This window comes from Shewanella sp. LZH-2 (assembly GCF_016859145.1).
Taxonomy (GTDB): domain Bacteria; phylum Pseudomonadota; class Gammaproteobacteria; order Enterobacterales; family Shewanellaceae; genus Shewanella; species Shewanella xiamenensis.
In genome coordinates this window covers 3,526,035-3,551,596 of the sequence record NZ_CP069350.1, presented here as the reverse complement: position 1 = coordinate 3,551,596, position 25,562 = coordinate 3,526,035, and the positions used below count along the sequence as shown (strand labels likewise).

21 protein-coding genes are annotated in these 25,562 nt (G+C 45.9%); 17 read left to right on the top strand and 4 right to left on the bottom strand.

What is annotated here, in order from left to right:
* Window positions 1-6 precede the first annotated feature (6 nt).
* The 12 genes from JM642_RS15675 (at window position 7) to dinB (ending at window position 12,003) form a co-directional block, all read left to right on the top strand.
* Entirely contained in the window at window positions 7-1,341 is a 1,335-nt protein-coding gene (locus JM642_RS15675; protein ID WP_037415063.1) for a Na(+)-translocating NADH-quinone reductase subunit A, read from the top strand.
* The gene (locus JM642_RS15670; protein ID WP_037415023.1) at window positions 1,341-2,540 is read left to right on the top strand and encodes an NADH:ubiquinone reductase (Na(+)-transporting) subunit B; all 1,200 of its coding nucleotides are present in this window, start codon (window positions 1,341-1,343) and stop codon (window positions 2,538-2,540) included. Before JM642_RS15675 ends, JM642_RS15670 begins: the two co-directional genes overlap by 1 nt.
* Entirely contained in the window at window positions 2,533-3,321 is a 789-nt protein-coding gene (locus JM642_RS15665; protein WP_037415022.1) for a Na(+)-translocating NADH-quinone reductase subunit C, read from the top strand. Before JM642_RS15670 ends, JM642_RS15665 begins: the two co-directional genes overlap by 8 nt.
* The gene (locus JM642_RS15660) at window positions 3,321-3,953 is read left to right on the top strand and encodes an NADH:ubiquinone reductase (Na(+)-transporting) subunit D (RefSeq protein ID WP_037415013.1); all 633 of its coding nucleotides are present in this window, start codon (window positions 3,321-3,323) and stop codon (window positions 3,951-3,953) included. The genes JM642_RS15665 and JM642_RS15660 overlap by 1 nt, the downstream gene beginning before the upstream one ends.
* Window positions 3,954-3,958: 5 nt before the next feature.
* Entirely contained in the window at window positions 3,959-4,567 is a 609-nt protein-coding gene (nqrE, locus tag JM642_RS15655) for an NADH:ubiquinone reductase (Na(+)-transporting) subunit E (RefSeq protein ID WP_006080469.1), read from the top strand.
* Between the two features lie 46 nt (window positions 4,568-4,613).
* Entirely contained in the window at window positions 4,614-5,870 is a 1,257-nt protein-coding gene (nqrF, locus tag JM642_RS15650; protein WP_037427058.1) for an NADH:ubiquinone reductase (Na(+)-transporting) subunit F, read from the top strand.
* A gap of 98 nt (window positions 5,871-5,968) precedes the next feature.
* The gene (locus tag JM642_RS15645) at window positions 5,969-7,027 is read left to right on the top strand and encodes an FAD:protein FMN transferase (protein ID WP_037415060.1); all 1,059 of its coding nucleotides are present in this window, start codon (window positions 5,969-5,971) and stop codon (window positions 7,025-7,027) included.
* Between the two features lie 11 nt (window positions 7,028-7,038).
* Entirely contained in the window at window positions 7,039-7,263 is a 225-nt protein-coding gene (gene nqrM, locus JM642_RS15640) for a (Na+)-NQR maturation NqrM (RefSeq protein ID WP_011071354.1), read from the top strand.
* Window positions 7,264-7,501: 238 nt separating this feature from the next.
* Window positions 7,502-7,975, top strand: coding sequence for a bacterioferritin (gene bfr, locus JM642_RS15635; RefSeq protein WP_172589313.1), 474 nt, complete (start codon window positions 7,502-7,504; stop codon window positions 7,973-7,975).
* A 9-nt stretch (window positions 7,976-7,984) separates the two neighbouring features.
* Window positions 7,985-8,452 carry a bacterioferritin gene (gene bfr / locus JM642_RS15630; protein ID WP_047533927.1) on the top strand — a complete coding sequence of 156 codons (468 nt, stop codon included), beginning with the start codon at window positions 7,985-7,987 and terminating at the stop codon, window positions 8,450-8,452.
* A 299-nt stretch (window positions 8,453-8,751) separates the two neighbouring features.
* The gene (locus JM642_RS15625; protein ID WP_203432113.1) at window positions 8,752-10,755 is read left to right on the top strand and encodes a methyl-accepting chemotaxis protein; all 2,004 of its coding nucleotides are present in this window, start codon (window positions 8,752-8,754) and stop codon (window positions 10,753-10,755) included.
* A gap of 174 nt (window positions 10,756-10,929) precedes the next feature.
* A complete protein-coding gene (dinB, locus tag JM642_RS15620; protein ID WP_203432112.1) occupies window positions 10,930-12,003 on the top strand; it encodes a DNA polymerase IV in 1,074 nt (357 codons plus the stop codon).
* A gap of 30 nt (window positions 12,004-12,033) precedes the next feature.
* On the opposite strand, the gene JM642_RS15615 is transcribed toward dinB, so the two are convergent.
* From JM642_RS15615 to JM642_RS15605, 3 genes are all read right to left on the bottom strand, one after another.
* Window positions 12,034-13,680, bottom strand: coding sequence for a methyl-accepting chemotaxis protein (locus JM642_RS15615; RefSeq protein ID WP_203432111.1), 1,647 nt, complete (start codon window positions 13,678-13,680; stop codon window positions 12,034-12,036).
* Window positions 13,681-13,743: 63 nt separating this feature from the next.
* Window positions 13,744-14,298, bottom strand: coding sequence for a cache domain-containing protein (locus JM642_RS15610; RefSeq protein WP_047533938.1), 555 nt, complete (start codon window positions 14,296-14,298; stop codon window positions 13,744-13,746).
* 184 nt (window positions 14,299-14,482) lie between these two features.
* Entirely contained in the window at window positions 14,483-15,943 is a 1,461-nt protein-coding gene (locus JM642_RS15605) for an aminoacyl-histidine dipeptidase (RefSeq protein ID WP_203432110.1), read from the bottom strand.
* 218 nt (window positions 15,944-16,161) lie between these two features.
* On the opposite strand from JM642_RS15605, the gene JM642_RS15600 reads away from it, so the two are divergent.
* From JM642_RS15600 to JM642_RS15580, 5 genes are all read left to right on the top strand, one after another.
* Window positions 16,162-17,700, top strand: coding sequence for a leucyl aminopeptidase family protein (locus JM642_RS15600; RefSeq protein WP_203432109.1), 1,539 nt, complete (start codon window positions 16,162-16,164; stop codon window positions 17,698-17,700).
* 919 nt (window positions 17,701-18,619) lie between these two features.
* The gene (locus JM642_RS15595) at window positions 18,620-20,809 is read left to right on the top strand and encodes a TonB-dependent siderophore receptor (protein WP_203432108.1); all 2,190 of its coding nucleotides are present in this window, start codon (window positions 18,620-18,622) and stop codon (window positions 20,807-20,809) included.
* A gap of 409 nt (window positions 20,810-21,218) precedes the next feature.
* Window positions 21,219-22,508: an NCS2 family permease gene (locus JM642_RS15590; protein ID WP_037414991.1), complete on the top strand. Its 1,290-nt coding sequence runs from the start codon at window positions 21,219-21,221 to the stop codon at window positions 22,506-22,508.
* Between the two features lie 177 nt (window positions 22,509-22,685).
* Entirely contained in the window at window positions 22,686-23,804 is a 1,119-nt protein-coding gene (gene proB / locus JM642_RS15585) for a glutamate 5-kinase (protein WP_037414989.1), read from the top strand.
* Between the two features lie 12 nt (window positions 23,805-23,816).
* On the top strand, window positions 23,817-25,094 hold the full coding sequence (locus tag JM642_RS15580; RefSeq protein WP_203432107.1) for a glutamate-5-semialdehyde dehydrogenase: 1,278 nt from the start codon (window positions 23,817-23,819) through the stop codon (window positions 25,092-25,094).
* A 58-nt stretch (window positions 25,095-25,152) separates the two neighbouring features.
* On the opposite strand, the gene JM642_RS15575 is transcribed toward JM642_RS15580, so the two are convergent.
* Complete coding sequence (locus tag JM642_RS15575; RefSeq protein ID WP_037414983.1) at window positions 25,153-25,455, bottom strand: hypothetical protein; 303 nt, start codon at window positions 25,453-25,455, stop codon at window positions 25,153-25,155.
* Window positions 25,456-25,562 lie beyond the last annotated feature (107 nt).

Here is a 25,562-nt window from a genome sequence, read left to right as displayed (position 1 = left end):
GTGGATATGATTACAATTAAGAAAGGATTGGAACTGCCTATAGCAGGCGGACCAGAGCAAGTTATCCATAATGGCCCAGCCATTAAACATGTAGCTACTTTGGGTGAAGAGTATATTGGCTTACGTCCAACGATGAAGATCAAAGTGGGCGATAAAGTACAAAAAGGTCAGGTGATTTTCGAAGATAAGAAAAATCCTGGCGTAAAATATACGGCTTTAGCCAGTGGTACTATATTAGACATTAACCGGGGCGCCCAGCGTGTGCTGCAGTCTGTTGTTATTCAAGTGGAAGGTAACGAAAGCGTTTCCTTTGCTAAGTATGACGCCACTGCTCTTGATACGCTTGACTCGCAACTGGTCCGTGACAACCTGATTGAGTCAGGTTTATGGACTGCATTGCGTACTCGTCCTTTCAGCAAAGTACCAGCCGTAGATTCTTCTGCTGCGGGTATATTTGTAACCGCCATTGATACGCAACCCCATGCTGCCGATCCCGTAGTGGTGATCCGCGAGCATAAAGAAGATTTTGCTAATGGTCTTAAAGTCTTAGCAAGACTTACCGAAGGTAAAGTTTACCTTTGCAAAGCGCCTGGCGCCGATATTCCTGCTGCTAATGCCCAAGTTGAAGAATTTGCCGGTGTTCACCCAGCAGGTCTTGTTGGTACTCATATCCATTTCCTACTTCCAGCTTCTGCAAAACGTACTGTTTGGCATGTCGGTTACCAAGATGTAATAGCCATTGGTCAGCTATTTACGACGGGTCAACTGAATACCGAACGTGTGGTTGCAATTGCCGGTCCTAAAGCAGCTAAGCCACGTTTGGTTCGCACTGTTTTAGGTGCAAGCATGACTGAGTTGACTGCTGGCGAAACCTTAGATGGTAACGTGCGTTTCATTTCAGGCTCTGTGCTGAATGGCCGTACTGCAGTTGGTCCTCAAGGATATTTAGGCCGTTACCATATGCAGGTCAGTCTGCTTGAAGAAGGTACTGAAAAAGAATTTTTGGGTTGGGTATTGCCTGGCGCCAACAAGTTCTCTATCACTCGCGCATTCCTTGGTCACTTAAGCTCTTCTCGTTTGTTCAATATGACAACGAGCACTGGTGGCTCGGACCGTGCAATGGTGCCAATCGGTAACTTTGAGCGTGTAATGCCTCTGGATATTCTTCCTACAATGTTACTGCGTGACCTGATTTCGGGTGACTTTGACGGTGCGGCTACCCTAGGCGCGTTAGAGTTAGATGAAGAAGATCTCGCACTGTGTACGTTCGTATGTCCAGGCAAATATGACTACGGTTCATATCTGCGTGACTGTTTAGATACGATCGAGAGGGAAGGCTAATGAGCTTGAAAGATTTTTTCGAACGTATTGAACCCGACTTCGAGAAAGGCGGTAAATACGAAAAGTTTTATGCCCTCTTCGAAGCGGCATACACCATTTTTTATACGCCAGGTAAAGTGAACAAGGGAAAAACCCATGTTCGCGATAACCTTGACCTAAAACGTATGATGATTACGGTTTGGGCCTGTGCATTTCCCGCGATGTTCGTCGGTATGTACAACGTAGGTTTACAAGCACAACTCGCATTAATTGCCGGTTTTGCGACCCCAGATGTATGGCAAGTGAGCTTGTTTGGCATGTTCGGTACTGAACTGACAGCAAACTCTGGTTGGCCTGCATTAATGTGGTATGGCGCCTGTTTCTTCCTACCTATCTACGCGGTGACGTTTGCTGTCGGTGGTATTTGGGAAGTGTTGTTTGCCTCTATCCGCGGTCATGAAGTTAACGAGGGTTTCTTCGTTACCTCTATCCTGTTCGCCTTAACTTTGCCAGCAACTATTCCATTATGGATGGTGGCACTAGGTATCACCTTCGGTGTGGTTGTGGCTAAGGAAGTGTTCGGTGGTACAGGGCGTAACTTCTTAAACCCAGCGCTGGCCGGTCGTGCATTCCTGTTCTTCGCTTACCCATTGAACATGTCTGGTGACACTACATGGGTTGTGGCTGACGGTTACTCTGGTGCGACTGCACTGAGTCAAGCTGCTGCGGGCAATTTGGATTATGCCTTCAACCAAAACTGGTGGGATGCGTTCTTCGGTTTCATTCCAGGTTCTGTTGGTGAAGTGTCTACGCTAGCGATTCTTTTAGGTGGTTTGGTCATCATCTATACCCGTATCGCATCATGGCGCATCGTGGGTGGTGTAATGCTGGGTATGATTGCCATTTCTACGCTGCTTAACGTTGTGGGTAGCGACACTAACCCAATGTTTGCAATGCCTTGGTACTGGCACTTAGTGTTAGGTGGTTTTGCATTTGGCATGATGTTTATGGCGACTGACCCAGTGTCTGCGTCATTCACTAACCAAGCTAAATGGGCATACGGTATCTTGATTGGTGCAATGGCTGTGTTTATCCGCGTGATTAACCCTGCGTTCCCAGAAGGCATGATGTTAGCGATTCTGTTTGCTAACTTGTTCGCGCCATTGTTCGACCACTTCGTGGTTCAGGCAAATATCAAGCGGAGGATTGCTCGTGGCTAGTAATAGAGATTCGTTCGGAAGAACGCTATTTATCGTCGTTGGCTTATGTCTAATTTGTGCGATATTTGTGTCGACTGCGGCAGTATTACTGCGCCCAACTCAAGCAGAAAACAAACTGCTTGATAAGCAAAAGTACATTCTGGAAGCTGCGGGTCTGATTGACACTAAAGCCGGTAAAGTGACCAAAGCGCAAATTTTGGAAACTTACGGTAAGCATATCGAAGCTAAGTTAGTTAACTTAAAAACCGGTGATTGGGTTGAAGGTGTTGACGCCAATACATTTGATCAACGCAAAGCGTCTCGCGATGTGAAAACCTCATTTGTACCTGAAAACGATATCGCTTCAGTTAAGCGTGTTTCAGAAGATGCAGTGGTTTATCTGGTTCGCGACGATCAAGGTAAGCTAACCAGTGTGATCCTGCCTATCCATGGTTATGGCCTGTGGTCGACTATGTATGCTTTCCTCGCGTTAGATGCTGATCTGAACACGATTCAAAGCTTAGTTTACTACGAGCAAGGCGAAACCCCTGGTCTGGGTGGTGAAGTCCAAAACGCTCAGTGGAAAGCGAAATGGCATGGTAAAAAGTTATTTGATGCGCAAGGTAATATTGCGATCAGCGTAACCAAAAACCCCGCTGTTGCTAGCACTGAATACGGTGTAGATGCATTATCCGGCGCGACTCTGACCAGTAACGGTGTTCAACACTCTCTGACGTTCTGGTTAGGTAAAGAAGGTTTTGCGAGTTTCATTGAAAAAGCACGCAATGGAGGTCTCAGCTAATGTCTGACGCTAAAGAACTGAAACAGGTTCTGACTGGACCTATCGTCAACAACAACCCGATTGCATTACAAGTCCTTGGTGTATGTAGTGCGTTAGCGGTAACGAGCAAGCTCGAAACTGCGCTGGTAATGGCGTTGGCATTAACTGCGGTAACAGCGTTTTCGAACCTGTTTATCTCAATGATCCGTAATCATATTCCTAGCAGCGTACGCATTATTGTGCAGATGACCATTATTGCCTCTCTGGTAATTGTGGTTGACCAATTGCTGCAGGCTTATGCTTATCAGATTTCTAAGCAGTTATCAGTATTCGTGGGTCTTATCATTACGAACTGTATCGTAATGGGACGCGCTGAAGCCTATGCGATGAAAACACCACCAATGATGAGCTTTATGGATGGTATCGGTAACGGTTTAGGTTACGGTGCGATTCTGTTAGCCGTTGGCTTCGTGCGTGAACTGTTTGGTAACGGTTCTCTGTTCGGTGTTGAAATCCTGCACAAGATCTCTGATGGTGGTTGGTATCAACCAAATGGTTTGCTATTACTGCCGCCAAGTGCGTTCTTCCTAATCGGTATGCTGATTTGGATTATTCGTACCTATAAGCCAGAGCAAGTTGAAGCAAAAGGGTAATTGAGATGGAACATTATATTAGCCTGTTAATTCGCTCTGTTTTCATTGAAAACATGGCACTGGCCTTCTTCTTAGGTATGTGTACTTTCTTAGCGGTATCAAAGAAAGTGACTACCGCGATGGGCCTAGGGATTGCGGTAGTTGTAGTGTTAACTATCTCTGTTCCTGCTAACCAAGTTATTTACCAAGGGCTGTTAGCGCCTGGCGCACTGGCTTGGGCTGGTGCACCTGAAGCTGACTTAAGCTTCTTGAAATTCATTACCTTTATCGGTGTGATTGCGGCTTTAGTTCAAATTCTGGAAATGGCACTGGATAAGTACTTTCCTCCTTTGTACAACGCGTTAGGTATCTTTTTACCTCTGATCACTGTGAACTGTGCGATTTTCGGTGCGGTATCATTCATGGTTGAGCGTGACTACAAACTGGGCGAAAGTGTGGTGTTTGGTTTCGGCTCTGGAGTAGGTTGGGCATTAGCTATCGTATTGATGGCCGGTATCCGTGAGAAGCTGAAGTATGCCGATGTGCCCAATGGCCTGCGTGGTTTAGGTATTACCTTTATCACCGCTGGTTTAATGGCCTTAGGTTTCATGTCGTTTTCTGGTGTGTCTCTGTAAGAGACACCAAACGGCTTCTTGAATTGGACCTTCTAAGGATAAGTTAATGGATATTCTTGGTATTTTTAAATCTACTCCGCTTGAGGTTTACCTCGGTGTGAGTATGTTTACTGCTATCGTCCTAGTCTTAGTGTTAGTGATTTTATTTGCTAAATCTAAGCTAGTGTCTAGCGGTGACATCACGATCGGCATCAACGACGATCCTGAAAAAGCGATTACAACCGGTGCTGGTGGCAAGCTGTTAGGCGTGCTGGCGAACAACGGTATCTTCGTATCGAGTGCCTGTGGTGGCGGTGGTTCTTGTGGCCAATGTCGCGTAGTGGTTAAGTCTGGCGGCGGTGATATTCTGCCAACAGAATTGGACCACATCAGCAAGGGTGACGCCCGTAAAGGTTGTCGTCTGTCTTGCCAGGTGAACGTTAAGAACGACATGGAAATCGAGCTTGACGAAGAAATCTTCGGTATCAAGAAGTGGGAATGTACTGTTATCTCTAACGATAACAAGGCGACCTTCATTAAAGAACTGAAGCTGCAAATTCCTGATGGTGAATCTGTTCCGTTCCGTGCGGGTGGTTACATCCAGATCGAAGCGCCTGCACACCATGTTAAATATGCTGATTTCGACGTACCAGCAAAATACCGTGGTGACTGGGAGCACTTTGGTTTCTTCAATCTTGAATCTAAAGTTGACGAAGAAACGATCCGTGCTTACTCAATGGCTAACTACCCAGAAGAGTTCGGCATCATCATGTTAAACGTGCGTATCGCAACGCCACCTCCACGTAACTTGAGCTTACCATGTGGTAAGATGTCATCTTACATTTGGAGCCTAAAGGCTGGCGATAAAGTGACTATTTCTGGTCCATTCGGTGAATTCTTCGCGAAAGATACCAATGCAGAAATGGTGTTTATCGGTGGTGGTGCGGGTATGGCACCAATGCGTTCACACATTTTCGACCAACTGAAGCGTCTGAAGTCTAAGCGTAAGATGAGCTTCTGGTACGGTGCACGTTCTAAGCGTGAAATGTTCTACGTAGAAGACTTTGACGGCTTAGCGGCTGAAAACGACAACTTCGTATGGCATGTGGCCCTGTCCGATCCTCAACCTGAGGATAACTGGGATGGTTACACAGGTTTCATCCATAACGTATTGTATGAAAACTACCTGAAAGACCATGAAGCGCCAGAAGATTGTGAGTTCTACATGTGTGGACCTCCAATGATGAACGCGGCCGTGATCGGTATGTTGAAAAATCTTGGTGTCGAAGACGAAAACATCCTATTGGATGACTTCGGCGGCTAATGTGAATTAGCCCAAGGTGAGAAGAGTTGCAGATGTGGAGTAAAGCTCTCATCTGCAACTTTTGCATTAAAGGGCATCCAAAAGAGTTGTTAGTCACTATGTTTAAAACCCTAGCGTTAAAAACCCCTGTGTTAAAAACCTCAGTGTTGAAGCATTCAGTGAACTGGCTGGTCCTTGTAGGTCTAGCCTTTTTTATTTCAGCCTGTAGCAAACAGGATGAGGTTATCTCCCTCGCGGGTAGCACAATGGGCACGACTTACCACATTAAAGTGGTTCCTAATGAGCAAATGCCCACGGCCCAGCTATTGCAGGCCGAAATTGACCTAGCCCTAGAGCAAGTCAATAACCAGATGTCGACCTATCGACCTAATTCAGAATTGTCCCGTTTCAACCAGTTACCGCTTGAGCAAAGTGTCGAAGTGTCGCCGGATACTGTCAAAGTGGTTAAAGAAGGCATGCGTTTGTATCACGTGACAGACAAAGCCTTAGACATTACCTTAGGGCCGCTGGTGAACTTATGGGGATTTGGCCCCGATAAGCGCCCAACCAAAGTGCCGACTCAAGCCGAGATTGATGCAGCTAAGGCTAAAACGGGTATCAGTGAGCTTTCTATCGAAGGCAATCGCTTAAGCAAGCATAACGCCCATTTGTACGTGGATTTGTCATCTATCGCCAAGGGCTTTGGCGTGGATAAAGTGGCTACTATTTTAGATAAATATCACGCAACGGGTTACTTAGTTGAAATTGGTGGCGAGCTGAGCATTAAAGGCACCAAAGGCGATGGCAGTTCGTGGCGTGTCGCCATAGAGAAGCCGACCGATGAGGGCATGGCGGTACAGCAGGTGATTGAACCGGGCACTATGGCCATGGCGACGTCTGGGGATTACCGCAATTATTATGAGGAAGAAGGTCAACGTTTTACCCATATAATCGATCCGCGTACCGGTTTGCCTATCAATCATAAGTTAGCATCTGTGACCGTTTTGCATAAAGAATGTATGACGGCCGATGGTTTTGCGACGGCGATGATGGTTTTAGGCACAGAAGCGTCATTGGAGCTTGCCAAGAAAGAACACTTGGCGATAATGCTAATAGAAAAGCAAGGCGAAGGATTTAAAGTCTACTACAGTGACGCCTTCAAGCCTTTCCTTAAGTAGTTGGAGTTAACATGAGCACTTTTATCGCGGCATTTGTGATTTTATTACTGTTCTTTTTGCTTATGTCGATAGGTTATCTCATCAAGCGCAAAGCCGTTGAAGGAAGCTGTGGCGGTTTAGGTGTATTAGGGATTGAAAAAGCCTGCGATTGTGATGATCCCTGCGACAAGCGTAAGCGTCGTATGGCCGCTGAAGAAGCGCGCCGAGCGAAGTTAACCAAAGACCGGATCATTTAATTATCCGCTTCAACTAAAATAGCCTCCTCTGGAGGCTATTTTTTTGCCTCAAATTTAGCATCGTTAAAATTAATCCTTGATTTATGAGGAGGATAGCAGGCTAATCTAAGCGATAATGAGAATGCTTTTTATCCTTAAGTTTGTGAAAAATAAAGAAAATTTGAGTTAGCTTGAAAACTGTACTAGGCTAGAAGCTTGATTTAGATCAATCTTTCACTCATATCAAGGATCGTAACTTATGAAAGGTCATCCAAAAGTGGTGGGACAACTCAATCGGGTGCTTACCTGTGAGTTAACGGCCATTAACCAATATTTTCTCCACGCTAGAATGTTTAAACATTGGGGGCTGGAGAAGCTTAATCACGTCGAATACAAGAAATCCATCCAAGACATGAAACACGCCGATAAGCTTATCGAGCGAGTGTTATTTTTGGAGGGATTACCCAATCTGCAACAGCTTGAAAAGCTTCGTATTGGTGAGCATGCCCAAGAGATGCTCGATTGCGATTTAGCCATGGTACAAGAGCAACTTACATTGCTGCGGGATGCCATTACGTTATGCGAAGCTGAGCAAGATTATGTCAGCCGTGATCTGCTGGAAGATATCCTTGAAGATGAAGAAGAGCATTTAGATTGGCTTGAATCGCAGCAAGAATTAATTGGCTTAACGGGTATTCAAAATTACCTACAATCGCAAATTAGTGAGTCATAGGAGCAGAATATGAAAGGTGATAAAGACGTCATCGATGCGTTAAATCGACTCCTAACAGGGGAGTTATCGGCGATGGATCAGTATTTTGTCCATGCTCATATGTACGAAGATTGGGGACTCAACGAACTTTATGAGCGTATTGCCCATGAGTCGGATGATGAGAAAGCCCATGCCGCAAAACTGGTGCAGCGTATCTTATTCCTCGAAGGTGTGCCCAATGTGGCTGCAAGGGAAGCGCTCAATATTGGCTCGACTGTCGAAGAGATGCTGCGTAACGATCTTGCCTATGAATATAAAGTTGCCGATGATTTACGCAAAGTCATCGCGTTGTGTGAGCAGAAAAAAGATTATCAAACCCGTGAGATCTTGGAAGTGTTACTCGACGATACTGAGTCTGACCATATGTATTGGCTTGAGAAGCAGCTCGGTTTAATTGACCGCATTGGTTTAGCGAATTATCTGCAAACTAAGATGTAACAATATCCGATTGCGCGGCTCAAGCATAAAGGCCAGTCATTTTATGACTGGCCTTTGTTTTGGGATTTTGAGTATTTAGTCTAACACTCTGTAAAAATTAGCTGTAGTAATGAGATGTTCTGTTTGAGGTGGATTGTTTAGCGATTCCTGTTATTTCATTAATATCTATTCTTTACAAATACTTGTTTACGTTTTTTCTCATCATTTTGGCTGTTGTTGGCGGGTAAAAATTGTTACCGTGTGAAGCTGTTTTTGCAGGCTTTTATGTTAAGTGGTTGGTTAACCAGACGGGAAGATGAATGAGATATATAAAACGTTCTCTAAGTTTGCAGTTAGTGGTAACTATCGTCGGTGCCCTCGCTGTACTGCTTACTTTAGTTGCTGCTTTGCTCGTGAATAAAGAAAGTAATAATACACGTAAGCAGGTGGATGCCGACATTTCGGCACTTGTAGCTCTCAAGGCGAATGAGATTGGTGGTTACTTTGTTGCCAAGGGGCAAGTAATCCACTCGGTATTTGCCGAGCCTAGGCTTATCAACTGGTTTAGTCAGTATCATGCCCGGGGCAGTAATCTGGCGCAGGATCAGCAATATCAAGATATTATTCGTTATTTTCGCTCGTTTTCCGACCGTGATAGCGATGTGAAATCAGTATTCTTTGGTTCGGCAAACACCTTTGAGTATTTTGATCTTAATGGACGCTTCGATGGCGATCCTGATTATTACACTAATAAGCGTCCTTGGTGGCAGGAGGCGATTGACCAGCGTAGCTTGTTTGTGGGCGATCCTGCGGTCGATGCCAACGATGGTTCTATTTCTGCAACGGTTAAAACCCCAGTCTATAGTGCTAATGGCGAACTTATTGGCATTGGTGGTATGGATATTCTGATCGATACCATTGGTAAAAACCTGTTAGCACCGATTAAATACCGCAACTATGGCCAAGCCTTCCTGATGACGGATGAAGGTAAGCTTGTGTATTTCCCTGGATTCTCGGATAAATTCCCGCCGGGCTCACTTGCTAATCAGGTTGATAGCCAATTTAAAGATACCTCCGGTTTTACAGCATTAATGCAACAAATGCAGCGCGAGCCTCAGGGGTTTGCCGAGGTCAGTTTTAATGGCGTATCACAGCGAGTGACCTTTGTGACTGTAGGCGGTGATTATCCTAAGCAGAAATGGCACTTAGCCTTTATGTTGCCCCATGAAGTAATTGAAGCGCCTGTTACCAAAGCCTTTTGGAATGCTTGTTTTGTTGCCTTGGGGATTATGCTTTTGGTCGGCATTACTGTCTGGCTGATGTTATTGCCTTTTAGACGCCAGCTCAGCAAGTTACTCGATGCGATGGAAGACATTGCCGAGGGTGACAGTGACTTATCCCAACGCATTTTAATGGAACGGGAAGATGAGCTAGGTAAACTGGGTGATGCTTTCAATCGTTTTGCTGAAAAGGTTCAGCAAATGTTGCTGCATACCCGTAGCTTAACCCAAGAGGTCGGCACTGGAGTGATGGATGCGCGCCAAGTGTGTGATTTAGCTGTCTCGTCGGTATCATCGCAAAAACAACAAATCGATTCTGTCGCCACGGCAGCAACTCAAATGGCGCAGACGAGCCAAGAAATGGCGATAAGTGCTCAACGCGCAAATGATTTTGCCGAAAAGGCACAGACTCAGGCCCTTGGCGGTACGCAAATCGTGTCCCGTGCGACCGAAGGGATGAAGGCATTATCGGTTCAAGTCATCGAAGCGGCTAATGTGATTAAGCGGTTACGAAGCAGCTCAGAGCAAATTGGTGAAGTCTTGAGCGTGATCCGCAATATTGCCGACCAAACTAACTTGCTGGCGCTTAATGCGGCCATTGAGGCGGCGCGAGCGGGTGATCAAGGCCGAGGCTTCGCCGTTGTTGCTGACGAAGTGCGCACGCTGGCTTTGCGTACCCAAGATTCTACCGCCAATATTCAAGGCATTATCCAAACCTTGCAACAGAGTGCGCTTCAGGCTGAACAAGTGATGGAATCAGGGGTTGAGCAGGCAAGAGTAGGGCAAGACTTAACCACGCAAGTCGAACAAGCCCTCAGTGACATTGCCAGTGCGATTACGTCTATCCAGCAGCAAACGGTGGAAATTACCGTGGCGATAGGCCAGCAGGCAGTGGTTGCCGATGAAGTGGCGCAAAACGTGGTGAGCGTGCGTGGTTTATCCGATCAATCCCTATTGTCGAGCCAAGATCTCTCCCAAAGTCTACAAGGATTTGAGCAAGCAACTCGAGAACTGACACGTAATATTGGTCAATTTAAAATTTAAACGCTGTTGTTTTAAAACCAAAGGAGCCTTAGCACTCCTTTGGTTTTTTTGGGAATGTTATGCTTGGATAAGGATGCTTGAGTCGATAGATGAACTTCGCGACTGCGTAAATATGTCCTAGATACTTGATTACTGTTTTTATATACAGTATTTTGGGTGTTGGAGGAACCTTTAGTGCGAAAAATCATTCATGTTGATATGGATTGCTACTTTGCTGCGGTGGAAATGCGAGACTTTCCCGAATACCGTGGTAAACCGCTGGCCGTTGGTGGGAGCCGTGAGCGGCGAGGGGTTATCAGCACCTGTAATTACGAAGCGCGCCGATTTGGTGTGCGCTCTGCTATGGCAACAGCTTATGCGCTTAAACTGTGCCCAGACTTAATTCTTGTCCCCGGTCGAATGCAGGTCTATAAGGATGTATCGCAACAAATTCGCGCAATCTTCTCTCGATACACTGAATTGATTGAACCCCTCTCCCTCGATGAAGCCTACTTAGATGTTAGCGATTGCAAGCTGTTTAAGGGCTCTGCAACTCTGATTGCTGAAGCGATTCGCCATGATATTTTGGCCGAAACAGGGCTTACTGCTTCGGCTGGCGTTGCTCCTGTTAAATTCCTCGCCAAGGTGGCCTCTGACTTAAATAAACCTAATGGTTTGTATGTTATTTCGCCCGACAAGGTTCCTGAGTTCATTAAAACCTTATCCCTACGCAAGATCCCCGGTGTGGGGAAAGTCACCGCAGAAAAACTTTCCTCTTTGGGGTTAAATACTTGCGGAGATATACAAACTTATCCAAAACAAGACCTTATTACTCGTTTTGGCAAATTTGGTGCCGTATTAATTGAAAGATCCCATGGGATTGATGAGCGTGGGTTATCAGTGAGTCGCGAGCGTAAATCTGTCGGCGTTGAAACTACGTTGGCGCAGGATATTTATACCCTCGAGCAGTGCCAGCAAGTGATGTCTGGATTAATACAAGAGTTATCAACTCGCCTAAGTCGTAGTGCCAAGGATCGACAAATCCATAAGCAGGTGGTGAAGCTTAAATTCAGTGACTTTAAACAAACAACCATTGAACATCGCAGTAATGATGTGTCTGTGATGATGTTTTACGAATTATTATCCCAGGCAATGACAAGGCAAGAAGGGAGGGGGATTCGGCTACTCGGCGTGGCTGTGGGACTTACTGATAAATCACCGATTGCGAAGGTTGATCCATTGCAAACCCAACTCGCGTTATCAATTTAATCAATCTCATCCCTTACACGTTATCAATCGCTATAACTTAAAGCGGCTGACTAAGGCTGTTAGTTCATTCGCCATGGTTGAAAGTTGGATACTTGCAGCATGGATTTCGTCTGTTGTATGTCGACTCTCTTCTGATTGCTCTGCAATATGCTGAATATTGTGATGGCTTTCGTTTTCCATTATTGACTGTGCTTTCGCGGCAAGCGCGATTTGATTATTCATTTCGCTGATTTCGCTCACCATTTCCGCAATATGAGCCAAAGCTTCTCCAGCATTGCTGGCGGCTTCCACACTAGCAATCGCTTTTTGATTACCTATATTGATAGCTGCAACGGCACTTTGAGTGCCATTTTGGACATTCGCTATCATCAGTTTTATTTCCTCCGTTGATTGATGGGTTTTGGAGGCGAGAGAGCGCACTTCATCGGCCACGACGGCAAAACCTCGGCCTTGTTCTCCTGCACGAGCGGCTTCAATAGCAGCATTTAGGGCAAGTAAATTGGTTTGTTCGGCGATAGCTTGAATCACTTCAAGTACTTTTCCTATGTGCTGCCCTTCGAGCTCTAGCTTGTTAATTTGGTTTTCTGCTTGGCTAACATCTTGGGCGAGTTGTCGGATAACAGCTATGGTGTTTTGTACTTTTTCTTGGCCTGTGGCGGTATAGTTGTCAGCCTGTTTAGCCGCCTCTGCTGCATGGTTAGCGCTGCTTGAAACCTCTTGCACAGAGGCTGCGATATGGTCGCTTGCATCAGCCACTTTCCGAGTCGTTTCTTCCTGTGTCCTTAAGGTTTGCTTGGCCATTTCGCTGGCGTGGGCAAGCCCTTGTGCTGATAGCGTAAGCCTGGCGGTCGAGTCTTTAAACTGCGAAATAATACTATGCAGATTGTCCAGGAAATGATTAAAGGCACGGGCTAAGTCTCCAAGCTCATCCTTGGAGGTTAAGTTAATCCTTGCTCTTAAGTCTCCATCACCATCGGTAATATCATGAATTTTCGCCAATAAAACAGCGAGTGGCCGACTAATTAATTTAGGTAATGCTATGACATAGATGGCGCAAATAATAATGCTGATTGCAAGGGCGACAAGTTGTAGTTTTTGTCCTTCTAGGGCATCAGCTTCAACTTGTTCTACGGCACCCTTTGTATGGCTATTTAGCTCATCGGTCAAATGACTGATTTGTACATGGAGCTTATCAAAGAGGGTTGCACCTTGACCAAAGCTTAAATCTATTGCTGTGGTGCGACCATTTCGGCCATTGTTAGTGCGTTGATTACTAATTTCATTGGTTATTTTTTGCCATTCATTAAAGGTTTGGGTTAACTCTGTGAGTTGATTTAGAGCCTGCTGGCTTGTTGTTACCTTGGCAAAATGTGTTAAGTGTTGGTTGACTAGCTCAATACTTTGGTTGTGTTGCTTCAAAAGTTGGTTGTAGGAGTCTGTTCCAACATTAACAAACATTAGACTTCTTTCTGCCACTTGCGCTTGGTATAACTCTTTATCCGCTTGTAGCAGCAGGGATTGACTAGGTAAATATTCTAATGCCAGTTTATCTGCACTTTGTTTTAGTGCTTTTAGGCCCACAATCCCTGTGAAAGATGCAAAAATAACGACCCCAGCAAGTAGTAGACTCGGGTAGATAAGTTTTTGGTTTATTGATAGATCCTTATACCAACGCATATATGATTTCCTTGAGATCAGCTAGGATGAGTAGCGTATTAAAATCAATGTTGCCGTTAGTACTTACTTGCCAAATTCATCAAGGTTAATCCCTATCGTTATTGCGCCAATGGCAGTGTCACCATCCATAACAGGGATAGATATTTGCACTAAATAGGCTTGTGAGCTGGTATCAAATTTAACGGGGCCAATATGTTTGTCCCCTTTTCCATTTGCGAAGGATTTTTGCCACTTATCTTCATCACCCTGCCAATAGTCAGAGGTTTTAGCTGTCATAGCGACGTTAGCCCCTTGATTATCCATTAGGAAAATTTCTTGGTAATAAGGCTTACTTGCTTCGAAGGTTGTTAAGAATTTGGCTGCATCATTACTCATCAATGATGACATAAAGGGATCGATACCTTCAGTGGCTATCCACTTTTGGTCGAGTTCTTTGATGGAATCTAAACTTTTTCCCTGAGCATTTTGTGCTTTTACTGCTGTAACAAGTACAGGCTCTCTTCCTAATGGCATTAAGGTGTTTGTTAAATCTATGACTTCTTGCGGCACTTCTTCGGCAAAACTCATGTGACTGATGAAAACTAATAGGGCGGCAGAAACAATTTTTCCTAGTTTCATGATCTCTTTCCTTAAGCTAGCAAGTTTATAAAGATGTAGCTAAATGCCACTAGTTTTATGGGGTTGCTAAACAACTATAGTAGAGAATCAAAATTGTTGATGGGAATTAACACCTTATTTCTATCTGAAAAAACAATAAAAAAACCGCGCATACTATGCGCGGTTGAGTCTGAGGAGAGTTTACTTAGGCCTTAGCAGGAATGCGCTCTAGCACGGCTAATAGTAGATCCCAGTACTGACCTACGGTGGTGATATTGACCATTTCATCCGGGCCGTGCGGATAACGGATGGTCGGGCCAATCGACACCATGTCCATTTCTGGATAGGGCTTTTTAAACAGACCACATTCAAGGCCAGCGTGGATCACCATGATAACGGGTTCTTTGTTGTAGATTGACTCATAGGTTTCACGCACAATTGCCATCACCGGCGAAGTGTTGTCTGGCTTCCAACCCGGGTAAGCGCCGCTAAGTTCAATATCTGCACCCGCTAAGTTGGTTAACGCAGTAAGCATGCCTTCAACTTGGCTACGGCCAGAATCGATGAGCGAGCGAATTAAGCAAAGAATGCTGACTTCTTCATCGTTAGTGCTGATCACACCAACGTTGAGTGAGGTTTCGGTTACGCCAGTTACTTCATCACTCATGCGCATTACCCCGTTAGGGCAAACATGCAATAAGTCGATAAGGGTATTTTGGCTGTTTTCGCTCATCACGCGTTTTGGCGTTGGGATTTCGCTCAATACTAAGCGCATATCTGGGTCGGCAATGGCCAGTTCGGCGCGGACTAAGGCTTCAAAAGCCCGGACTTTTTCATTCAGTGCATCGACATTTTCAGCAGGTAACATAAAGCTGATATTGGCTTCGCGTGGGATAGCATTACGCAGTGAACCACCGGTAAATTGGGTTAACTCTAGGGCTAACTCATCGGCATTTTCGAACAGGAAGCGCGCCAAAATCTTGTTGGCGTTGCCACGACCCAAATGGATGTTTACCCCAGAGTGACCACCTTTTAAGCCCGATAAATGCAGGCTAAATGATGCATAACTTTGCTCCGACGCTTGCCATACCATAGGCAAAGTGATCTGAGCATCGACGCCGCCAGCGCAGCCCATGTAGATCTCACCTTCTTGCTCTGAGTCTGTATTGATCAAAATTTCAGCATCGAGCATACCTGCTTGTAGTCCAAAGGCGCCTGTCATACCGGCTTCTTCGTCAATGGTGAGCAGTACTTCGAGTGGACCGTGTTTGATGTCATCTGAGCCTAAAATCGCTAAGGCCGATGCCATACCAATGCCATTGTCGGCGCCTAAGGTTGTGCCTTTGGCTTTTACCCAGTCACCGTCAACATAGGCTTCGATAGGATCTTTGATAAAGTCATGCACTTTGTCGGCATTCTTTTGCGGCACCATATCGATGTGAGCTTGGATCACGACGATTTTGCGATCTTCCATTCCAGCCGTTGCGGGTTTGCGAATGATTAAATTACCGACGGCATCTTCTACTACATCGAGTTGTTTGCTCTTAGCCCAGGCTTGGATGTGTTGGCTGAGTGCTTGTTCATATTTGGAAGGGTGGGGAATCGCACAGATTTGTTCGAACCATTGCCATAAAGGCTGTGGGTATAACTGACTTAACGCTGTCACAGAAGGTCCCTCATCAGGTCTTGTGGGTATGGGGCAAATTTTGGCTAATCCTAACACATTCTGCTCGGGCGATTAATCATCTCGATAACTCCGTGTGCGTTTGTGGCAGCGAAAGTTGCCACCCTCTGTATTTTCGATAGTGGCAAAGCGATTTTTTGATTGGTAATTAAGCGTTATAGCGGGAATAATGCTGGCACAATAATGAAAAAGGATGGGTCATGTTTCAAGTTAACTTTATTGATGTACAAGCAGAAAATGCCATTTTTGATGGCGAAGGTTGGGATGCGGTTGTGGTGGTCACACCGGATCTCGTTTCTATCGGAATTGATGAGATCAGTTTGTTGGCTGAGCACGGTGCTAAGGTCGATAAGCGGGTTGGTAAGAGCCCGACGTTACTATTTGCACCGGGTTTAGCCGGTGGCCGTTTAATCATTGCGCCCGTCACTCAAGTGACTGATGATTATGCCGATGTGCGTATTTATGGCGATGCGGCAAGAGCCGCGATTGCTATCGCCAAAGACGCGGGGGCTAAGCGTCCGCTGCTTTATGTTGTTCCTTCAGCAACCCCTAAGTTTGGTTTTGCGACCGAAGTCGCGGCGTTGGCCTGTGGTCAAGAATTATGGCAAACCTTAGAGTTACGTGAGGCGACAGGCTTAACGCCGGCCTTTGAAGCGATAGGTTTATTGTCGTTATCATCTGAAAAGAGTCAATTGCTCAACGCATTAGAAGCAGGCCGCGTATTAGCGCGGGATTTATGTGGCACTGAACCTGAGCGTATGTCGGCGAAGGCCTTTGCCGAATACTGTTTGCAAGCCTTTAAAGGCAGTGTGATCAAAACAGCAGTAGTTGAAGATCGGGATATCCTCGAGCGAGATTATCCACTATTAAGTGCGGTGGCGCGTTCTTCCTTTGCTGTTGGGCGGCATCAACCGCGGGTGGTGAAACTCGAGTATTTGCCCGAGGGCGAAATCACCCGTACCTTCTTATTTGCTGGCAAAGGTGTGGTCTACGATACTGGCGGCGCCGATCTGAAAGTCGGCGGCGCAATGGCCGGCATGAGCCGCGATAAAGGCGGCGCCGCTGCTGTGGCTGGGTTATTTAAAACCTTGTCTATGCTTAAGCCTAAAGGGATCCGGGTGATTGCCGAACTGGGTTTAGTGCGTAATAGCATTGGCAGCGAAGCGTTTGTCACCGATGAAATTATCACCAGCCATGCGGGCGTGCGGGTACGCATTGGTAATACCGACGCTGAAGGTCGTTTAGTGCTGGCTGATTTGCTCAGTCATCTGCGTATTAAAGCGGTAACGGCTGTTAAGCCTGAGCTGTTTTCGGTTGCGACGCTCACGGGACATGTGGTGCGCTGCTACGGTAATTATCCCGCGGCGGTTGAAAATGCGGTCGCCAGTGGTGCACTGTGCGCGCAGACACTTGCGTCACAAGCGAGCCACTGGGGCGAACCCTTTGAGGTTTCCACATTACGCCGTGAGGATTTTGCCAAGATCCGCGAAGTGTCTGGGGCGGCTGATATTTTATCTTCAAACAATGCGCCGTCTTCAGTAACTGCCCGCGGGCATCAATATCCTGCAGCCTTTCTACTTAAGGCGTCAGGTCTGTTTGAACACAGTGTTAATGCCGCTATTCCTTTAGCTTACACACACTTAGATATTGCGGGCAGTGCCACAGAGGGCGATCCGCTCTACGGTAAACCCACTGCCAGCCCCTTGGTTAGTTTGTATCAATATCTGATCAATCGTTAACGAAATAATGTAACAAATGGAAATAATTCTGTAATATCTTATTTATTAGGTGGTTACAGGATTATTCCTGTTTTTATGTGATGCAGGTCGCCAATATTTTTGATGGTTTGTGTAATTTAATTACATTAAAAAGCCTTAATCAAAATAAATACAAAAAAAGCTTGTAATAAAACTACGAAAACATATAATAGTTTTCGTGGACAGGGCATTAAGCCTTTCCCCTCTAGTCTATCCAGGATGGATACCCTTCTCCAAGGACCCGAGTGACAAGTCGTCTCAACGGATTTGAGAATCTCTAGTTCCAAGGAACCGAGCCAAGCTTTACTAGAGTACTTAATCTCAACTTTACTTAGGAGTAATTGACTATGTCTTATACAGGCAACAACCATTTTTATTGGCAAAATACTTGGTTTAACACTGATGTTTTGCGTGGCGGTTTATTCGCTATGAGCTTTAAGGGCTAACTATCCCTTTAAATCTAGTTTCCATCATCCATCAACCTTTGTATCGCCTTTTTGGGCGTGTTTAGACTCAAGTAGCATATCGGTGTTTTTGCATGGGTATGCCAGGTTTTTCCCGCTAGCGCGGTAATGTACTTCCCCGAAAGGGACGCTTGAAACATGTCTTGCCTGCTCATTGAGCAGGCTTTTTTTTAGCTTTTTTCTGTCGTTATGACGCAATGACTCTCATTTCTTCCCATAAACGTAAAATTTTTTGCGGCCATCTTGCGATGACTACTCTTCGCAATAGTTAATTTAATTAGTTGTTTTTAAAACATAAAACCTTGTCATTAATCTATTCATCTTTTTGTACGACTTAAGAATGATGAATTTGTTACATTTGTCACATAAAATACAAATGCAAATCGTTCTCAATGGTGTTACCGTATGCGCACCTTGACGAAACTTGCTGAACGACTATGCGTTTTAATCTACTTCCTCTGGCGGCTGCGGTCACACTAGCCTTGAATCCTTTGGCATTGATGGCCGAAGAACAAACCTCTTCTAAAACAGAGGCACAAGATCAAAATATCGAAAAAATCACAGTGATGGGTAAATACACTGTGAGTCGCAATATTGATACCGCGACAGGTCTAGGACTCACATTACGAGAAACGCCTCAGTCGGTCAGCATCATGACGGCAGATCGAATTGAAGATCAGGCGTTAAATACTGTGGTCGATGTGGTCAACAACACTGTGGGTTTATCATCTTCAAAAACCGACAATGTGCGTAACGGTTTTTCGGCCCGCGGTTTTACCGTGCAAAACTATCAAATTGATGGTGTGCCTTTATCTTGGAGTTTAGGCGGTGATGCTGGCGAAACGGTATCAGATGTGTCTATCTACGAGCGCGTTGAAGTCGTGCGTGGCGCTACCGGATTATTAACGGGTGCTGGCGATCCTTCTGCCTCGATTAACTTAGTGCGTAAGCATGCTGACAGTTCTGATCTTAAAGGTTATGTGGATGTCGCCACTGGAAGTTGGGATAAAAAACAAGTCACCGCGGATGTGTCTAATGGTCTGAATGAAGACGGCAGTGTGCGTGGCCGTTTGGTCGCTAAGTATGTGAATAGCGATTCCTATCAAGATCTATATCAAGACCGTAAAACCATTCTCTATGGTGTTGTCGATAGCGATATCACCGCCAACACTTTACTGCGTGTCGGTGGTAGCTATAACCACAACGATCCGAAAGGGGCGATGTGGGGCGCGTTGCCCGCCGTCTTTAGCGATGGTTCTGCCACAGATTGGGATACATCGACCACTACAGCCGCCGATTGGAGCCGCTGGGAAACTAAAAACATTAACTACTTTGCTAACCTAAATCATTACTTTAGCAATGGCTGGCAATTGGTGGCTAACTACAACCGCATGGAATATGAAACCACCACTAAGATGATTTACATGTCGGGTTTACTCGATAAAGACACGGGGGCGGGGCTTAGTGGTCAGCGTTATCACAGCCATGGTGAAAGTAACTCGAATAACTTTGATGTGCAGCTTAAAGGCGACTATGACCTCTTTGGTCAAACCCATGAGTTTGTGACGGGAGCTTTGTATAGTAAGCAAAAATCTTACGCTGATACCTATGAGCCTATCCGTGACAATATGACGGGTTGGGACTCACAAGTGGTCGATAACTTCTACGAATGGCAACAAAATCAGTTTGCCGAGCCTGAATGGTCGAGCAACGCGAACCGTCAGCTCAATATGGATACCGAGCAAAAAGGTTTCTACGCGGCGACCCGCTTGACCATTACCGATGATTTTAAACTGATTGCCGGTGGACGTATTTCAAGCTGGAACCGTGAAGGCGTGAGCTATGGTACCGATACTAACTTTGGCGATGATGGCGTATTTGTGCCCTATGTTGGCGCTTTATACGATATCAATAAAGAGCACCGGATTTACGCCAGCTATACCGGGATTTTTAATCCGCAGAATAAACAGGATGCAAGTGGCGATTATCTTGAGCCATTAGAGGGGAAAGCATATGAGATTGGTTTAAAAAGTGCGTATTTAGATGACCGTCTGCATACATCGTTAGCATTGTTTAAAATCGATCAGGATAACTTTGGTAAACAAGACCCGGACTTTGTACCGACTGAAGAGCAAATCGCCAACGGCCAAACGACCGCATACTATGCTATCCAAGGTACGGAAAGTAAGGGCTTCGAGTTAGAAGTGGTTGGGGAGTTTATCGACGGTTGGAATATTTCAGCTGGCTATTCACAATTTAAAGCCGAAGATGCTGAAGGAAATAAGTTGGATACAACCAGTCCACGTAAGCAATTTAAACTGTTTACTACCTATCAATTTGTGGATTTATTGCCAGAGTTAACCATTGGTGGTGGAGTGAATTGGCAAAGCGACAGTTATTCTACAGGTGGCAATGTCACTATCACGCAGGATGCCTATTCTTTGGTGAATCTAATGGCGCGCTACGATCTGGCTGAAAACATGGATTTGCAGTTTAACGTAGAGAATTTGCTGGATGAGAAATATTACGCTTATATGTCAACCTCTAATTATTTGCCAGAAGCTTACAGTGTGTATCACTACGGTGCTCCACGTAACTTTACCGTCAGCTTTAACTATCGCTTTTAAGCATTTTCCCCGTTGAACTCAAAAAGCCGGTGCCCTTAATGGCGCCGGCTTTTTGCTATCGACTTCAATCCCATTGGCTGCGCAGATGCAGCCTAATATGCCTGTATGGGAAAACCATTGTACTGTTTTGTGATTATTTCGCTTTAAAAACAATACGCTGTTAATCCTGAACGACGTTTGAATTTTTCCTAGATTAAGACTGGTATGCTAACCCCTATTTACAGTGAACTTTAATGTAAATTAAGTGCGGTGGTTTTTTGTTCTGTTTAGCGATTTCTATCAATAAAATCCCTATCAATTTTCTGGCCTGACCAGCACAAACTCCCTATAATCCCCTGCGAAAAACACTGCTACATAGTGTTTACATTTTTAGACCCTACCTACTTAAAAATAAAAGGAACCCAGTTCCATGTTAGAAAAGCTGTTCAAACTGAAACAAAATCAAACGAGCCTCAAGCAGGAAGCGATAGCAGGTTTGACAACATTTATGACGATGGCCTACATCATTTTTGTGAATCCCATGATGTTAGCCGATGCGGGTATGGATCATGGCGCCGTGTTTGTGGCTACCTGTTTAGCTGCGGCCGTAGGTTGTATCGTGATGGGTCTGATGGCGAATTATCCTATCGCGCTCGCCCCAGGTATGGGACTCAATGCCTTTTTTACCTACACTGTGGTGGGTGAGATGGGCTACAGCTGGGAAACGGCACTCGGTGCGGTTTTCTTATCGGGGATCTGCTTTCTAATCCTATCTTTAGTGCGTATTCGCGAGTGGATTGTTAACAGTATTCCTATGTCGCTGCGTATTGGTATTGCTGCGGGTATTGGTCTGTTCTTAGCGCTGATCGGCCTTAAGAGTGCAGGCATTGTAGTGGCAAGCCCTGCAACCTTAGTGACCATGGGCGATATTACTGCGTTTCCGGCGGTGATGGCTGTATTAGGTTTCTTCCTGATTATTGCTATGGTGCAGCGTGGCATGAAGTCAGCGGTGATTTTAAGTATCCTGATCATTACTGGGCTTGGATTGGTGTTTGGCGATGTGCATTACAACGGCATCGTCTCTATGCCGCCTTCAATTGCGCCCACGTTTATGGCGATGGATTTATCCCAAGTGTTTGAAGTAACGATGCTCTCAGTGGTGTTTGCCTTCTTATTTGTGGATTTGTTTGATACTTCAGGCACCTTGGTTGCGGTTGCACAGCGTGGTGGCTTTCTCGATGAAAAGGGCCGTTTACCTCGATTAAATCGTGCCTTAACCGCTGACAGTTTAGCGACGATTGCAGGTGCAGCCTTAGGGACTTCAACCACCACCAGTTATATCGAAAGTACCGCTGGGGTGAGTGCGGGCGGTCGAACTGGCTTAACGGCGGTCGTGGTTGGTTTGCTGTTTATCTTGGCATTATTTTTATCGCCTTTAGCAGGGATGATCCCCGCCTATGCCACGGCAGGTACACTGTTCTATGTGGCTATTCTGATGATGTCAGGGTTGGTTCACGTTGAATGGGAAGACTTAACTGAGGCTGCGCCTGTAGTCGTGGTGTGTATCTTGATGCCGCTGACCTTCTCGATTGCGACGGGGATTGCACTGGGAATTATTTCCTATGCGGCCATCAAACTGTTAACGGGTCGGTTTAGCGATTTAAATATCGGTGTGCTGGTGCTCGCAGCGATGTTTATTGCCAAATTTATTTACGGCTGATACTTAGAACGAGTTGCCGTTTAAGGGATATTTTTTGAGGGTCATCTAATCGATGGCCCTTTTTAATGCGCGATCCCAAGCAGAATTGAAAATTTCTACCCGCATCCAGCCCTCTGACTACCAATTATCTAGCGGATTAGGTATAAGGATTGTCCGGTTATTTTCTACAAATGAATAATGAACTTAAGTGAGATAGCGTATCGCCGCGTGGTGGTGAAGTTGGGGACGAGTGTGCTGACTTCTGGCAGTAAACAGCTAGATAAAGCCCATATGGTTGAGCTTGCTCGTCAAATGGCCGCACTGATGAGATCAGGGGTCGAAGTCGTATTATGTACTTCTGGGGCAATTGCCGCAGGACGCGAACATCTCCAATACCCGGTATTGCCCGACACTATGGCTAACAAACAGTTATTAGCCGCTGTCGGGCAGAGTCAGCTTATTCTTGCTTGGGCGCAACTCTTTAGCATCTACGGTTTACATGTGGGGCAATTGCTGTTGACCCGTGCAGACCTACACGATAGAGAGCGCTATTTGAATGCCCGCGATACGCTTAATGCTTTGCTGGCACACAATATTATCCCCATCATCAATGAAAATGATGCGGTTGCAACTAACGAAATCAAAGTGGGTGACAACGACAACTTGTCAGCGCGCGCAGCATTGCTGTGTGATGCTGATCTGTTGATTTTGTTGACGGATCAAAAGGGCTTATTCGATGCTGATCCACGCACCAATCCCAATGCCAAATTGATTTCGCAGGTTGAGAAAATTGATGACAGTTTGCGTCTGTTAGCGGGTGGTTCGGTCTCGGGGTTAGGCACCGGGGGGATGTCGACTAAGCTCGAAGCGGCCGATATCGCTCGTCGTGCGGGGATTGAAGTGGTCATTGCCTCGGGCCATCATCCTGATGTGATTAAAAAGGTGGTCGCTAAAGAATCCATTGGCACCCATTTTAGTGCGATCGAAAATCCGTTAGAGAGCCGTAAACAGTGGATTTTAGCGGGACCCGCCGCCCAAGGTTCACTGGTGCTCGATGCGGGCGCCGTTAAAGCCGTGACCGAAAAAGGTCGCAGCCTGTTATCGAAGGGCATTATTGGCGTTAAAGGGGAATTTGAACGCGGGGCAACCCTGCAATTGGTTGACCAAAAAGGCAAAATCATTGCCAGAGGCATAACCCGTTACTGTGGTGAGGCCTTAGGGTTAATCGCAGGTAAACATTCCGACGAAATCGAGTCTGTACTCGGTTACGATTATGGTGACGCAATAGTGCACCGCAACGACATGGTCGTCTTATAAGCGAGGTCTGTTTTGAGTCAAACTAATCAAGCGCAATATTTACAACAACTGGGTAGTCAAGCTAAGCAAGCCAGCTATGCCTTGGCTAATCTTAGCGCCGCACAGAAAGCGGATTTACTCGAGGCGATTGCCGAGGCCTTGACGCAGAACACTCAGGCTATTCTTGCGGCGAACGCCAAAGACGTTGTAGCCGCAAAGGCTGATGGTTTGAGTGATGCGATGATCGACCGTCTATTACTGACCGAGTCGCGCCTAGCGGGGATTATCGGTGACATTAGCGATGTGGTTCGCCTTGCCGATCCCGTTGGCGAAGAGTTCGGTAGCCGAGTGTTGGACAATGGCTTAAGGCTCACGCGCCGCCGCGTACCGCTTGGTGTGATAGGGGTTATCTATGAGGCACGGCCGAATGTGACGGTCGATATTGCGGTGTTGGCACTTAAAACCGGTAATGCGGTGATTTTACGTGGCGGAAAAGAGACCCTCGAATCCAACAAACTGATTAGTGAAGTGATCCGTGGAGCGATTGCAAGCCAAGGGCTGCCTATCGATGCGGTGCAGCTGATTGATTCTCCCGATAGAGCCTTAGTCACAGAGCTACTTAAGCTCGACCAATATGTCGATATGATTGTTCCCCGTGGCGGACAAGCCTTACAGCGCCTTTGTGCCGAGCAAGCGACAATTCCGGTGATTTTAGGTGGCATTGGGATCTGCCATCTGTATGTCGATAAACATGCCGATCTTGAGCGGGCTCTTGAGGTGATTGCCAACGCAAAAGTGCAGCGCCCAACGGTATGCAATGCTCTGGATACCTTGCTGGTGGATAACGCCGTTGCCGAGCGCTTTGTGCCACAAATTGCCGAGTATTTACATCGTTTAGGTGTGCGTTTTTCGGTGTGTGAACAAAGCTATACACTGCTCGATGGGTTGGGGTTTGATATTTCCCCGGCAACGGAGCAAAGCTTTGCGACCGAATGGTTATCTTTGACCTTAGGCATTAAAGTGGTGAGTGATATTGATGCAGCAATTGCCCATATCCGTACCTATTCCAGTGGGCACTCTGAGGCGATTCTGACCGATGATATCCATGCTGCAACGTATTTTATGAATGAGGTTAATTCGGCCGCTGTGTATGTAAATGCCAGTACCCGCTTTACCGATGGCGGCCAATTTGGCCTAGGTGCCGAGGTGGCAGTGAGCACGCAAAAGCTCCATGCCCGTGGCCCAATGGGGCTTGAGGCGCTAACCACCTATAAGTGGTTAGCGTGGGGCGATTATACGAGTCGTTCATAGCCTGATTGGTACACTAAAAAGCCGCTGAAAAGCGGCTTTTTAGTGGTAAATCTTTATCTTAGTGGATAAGTGGGGTATAGGTGGCAATCAGCCATAAACATACAAAAGCGATTGACATCACTGTGGTGAATTTTCGAAAGGGCCGGATATATTCCAAGGTATAGAGAAAATACTTCTCTTGCACTTTGCGAGTCAGTAATACCGACGGAAGTAAAAAGCTGCAATAGAGCATCACCACCATGGTGGTAAAACCATTCCCCCAAAAATGCTCGTAGATAAAAAGGGCGATACACACCAGCATGGCAACCCAACCGATAGGGGTTATGCCATCTTCTTGATTCCAATGGGTTGATTTTTCCATATGACTATCCTTAGTCACTTAACCGATTGTTTAATTTATAGACGGTTAAGGGGGGCTTTTCAATGATTTTATGGATAGCGTGTAAAAGAATTTTCTAGACCGAGTTT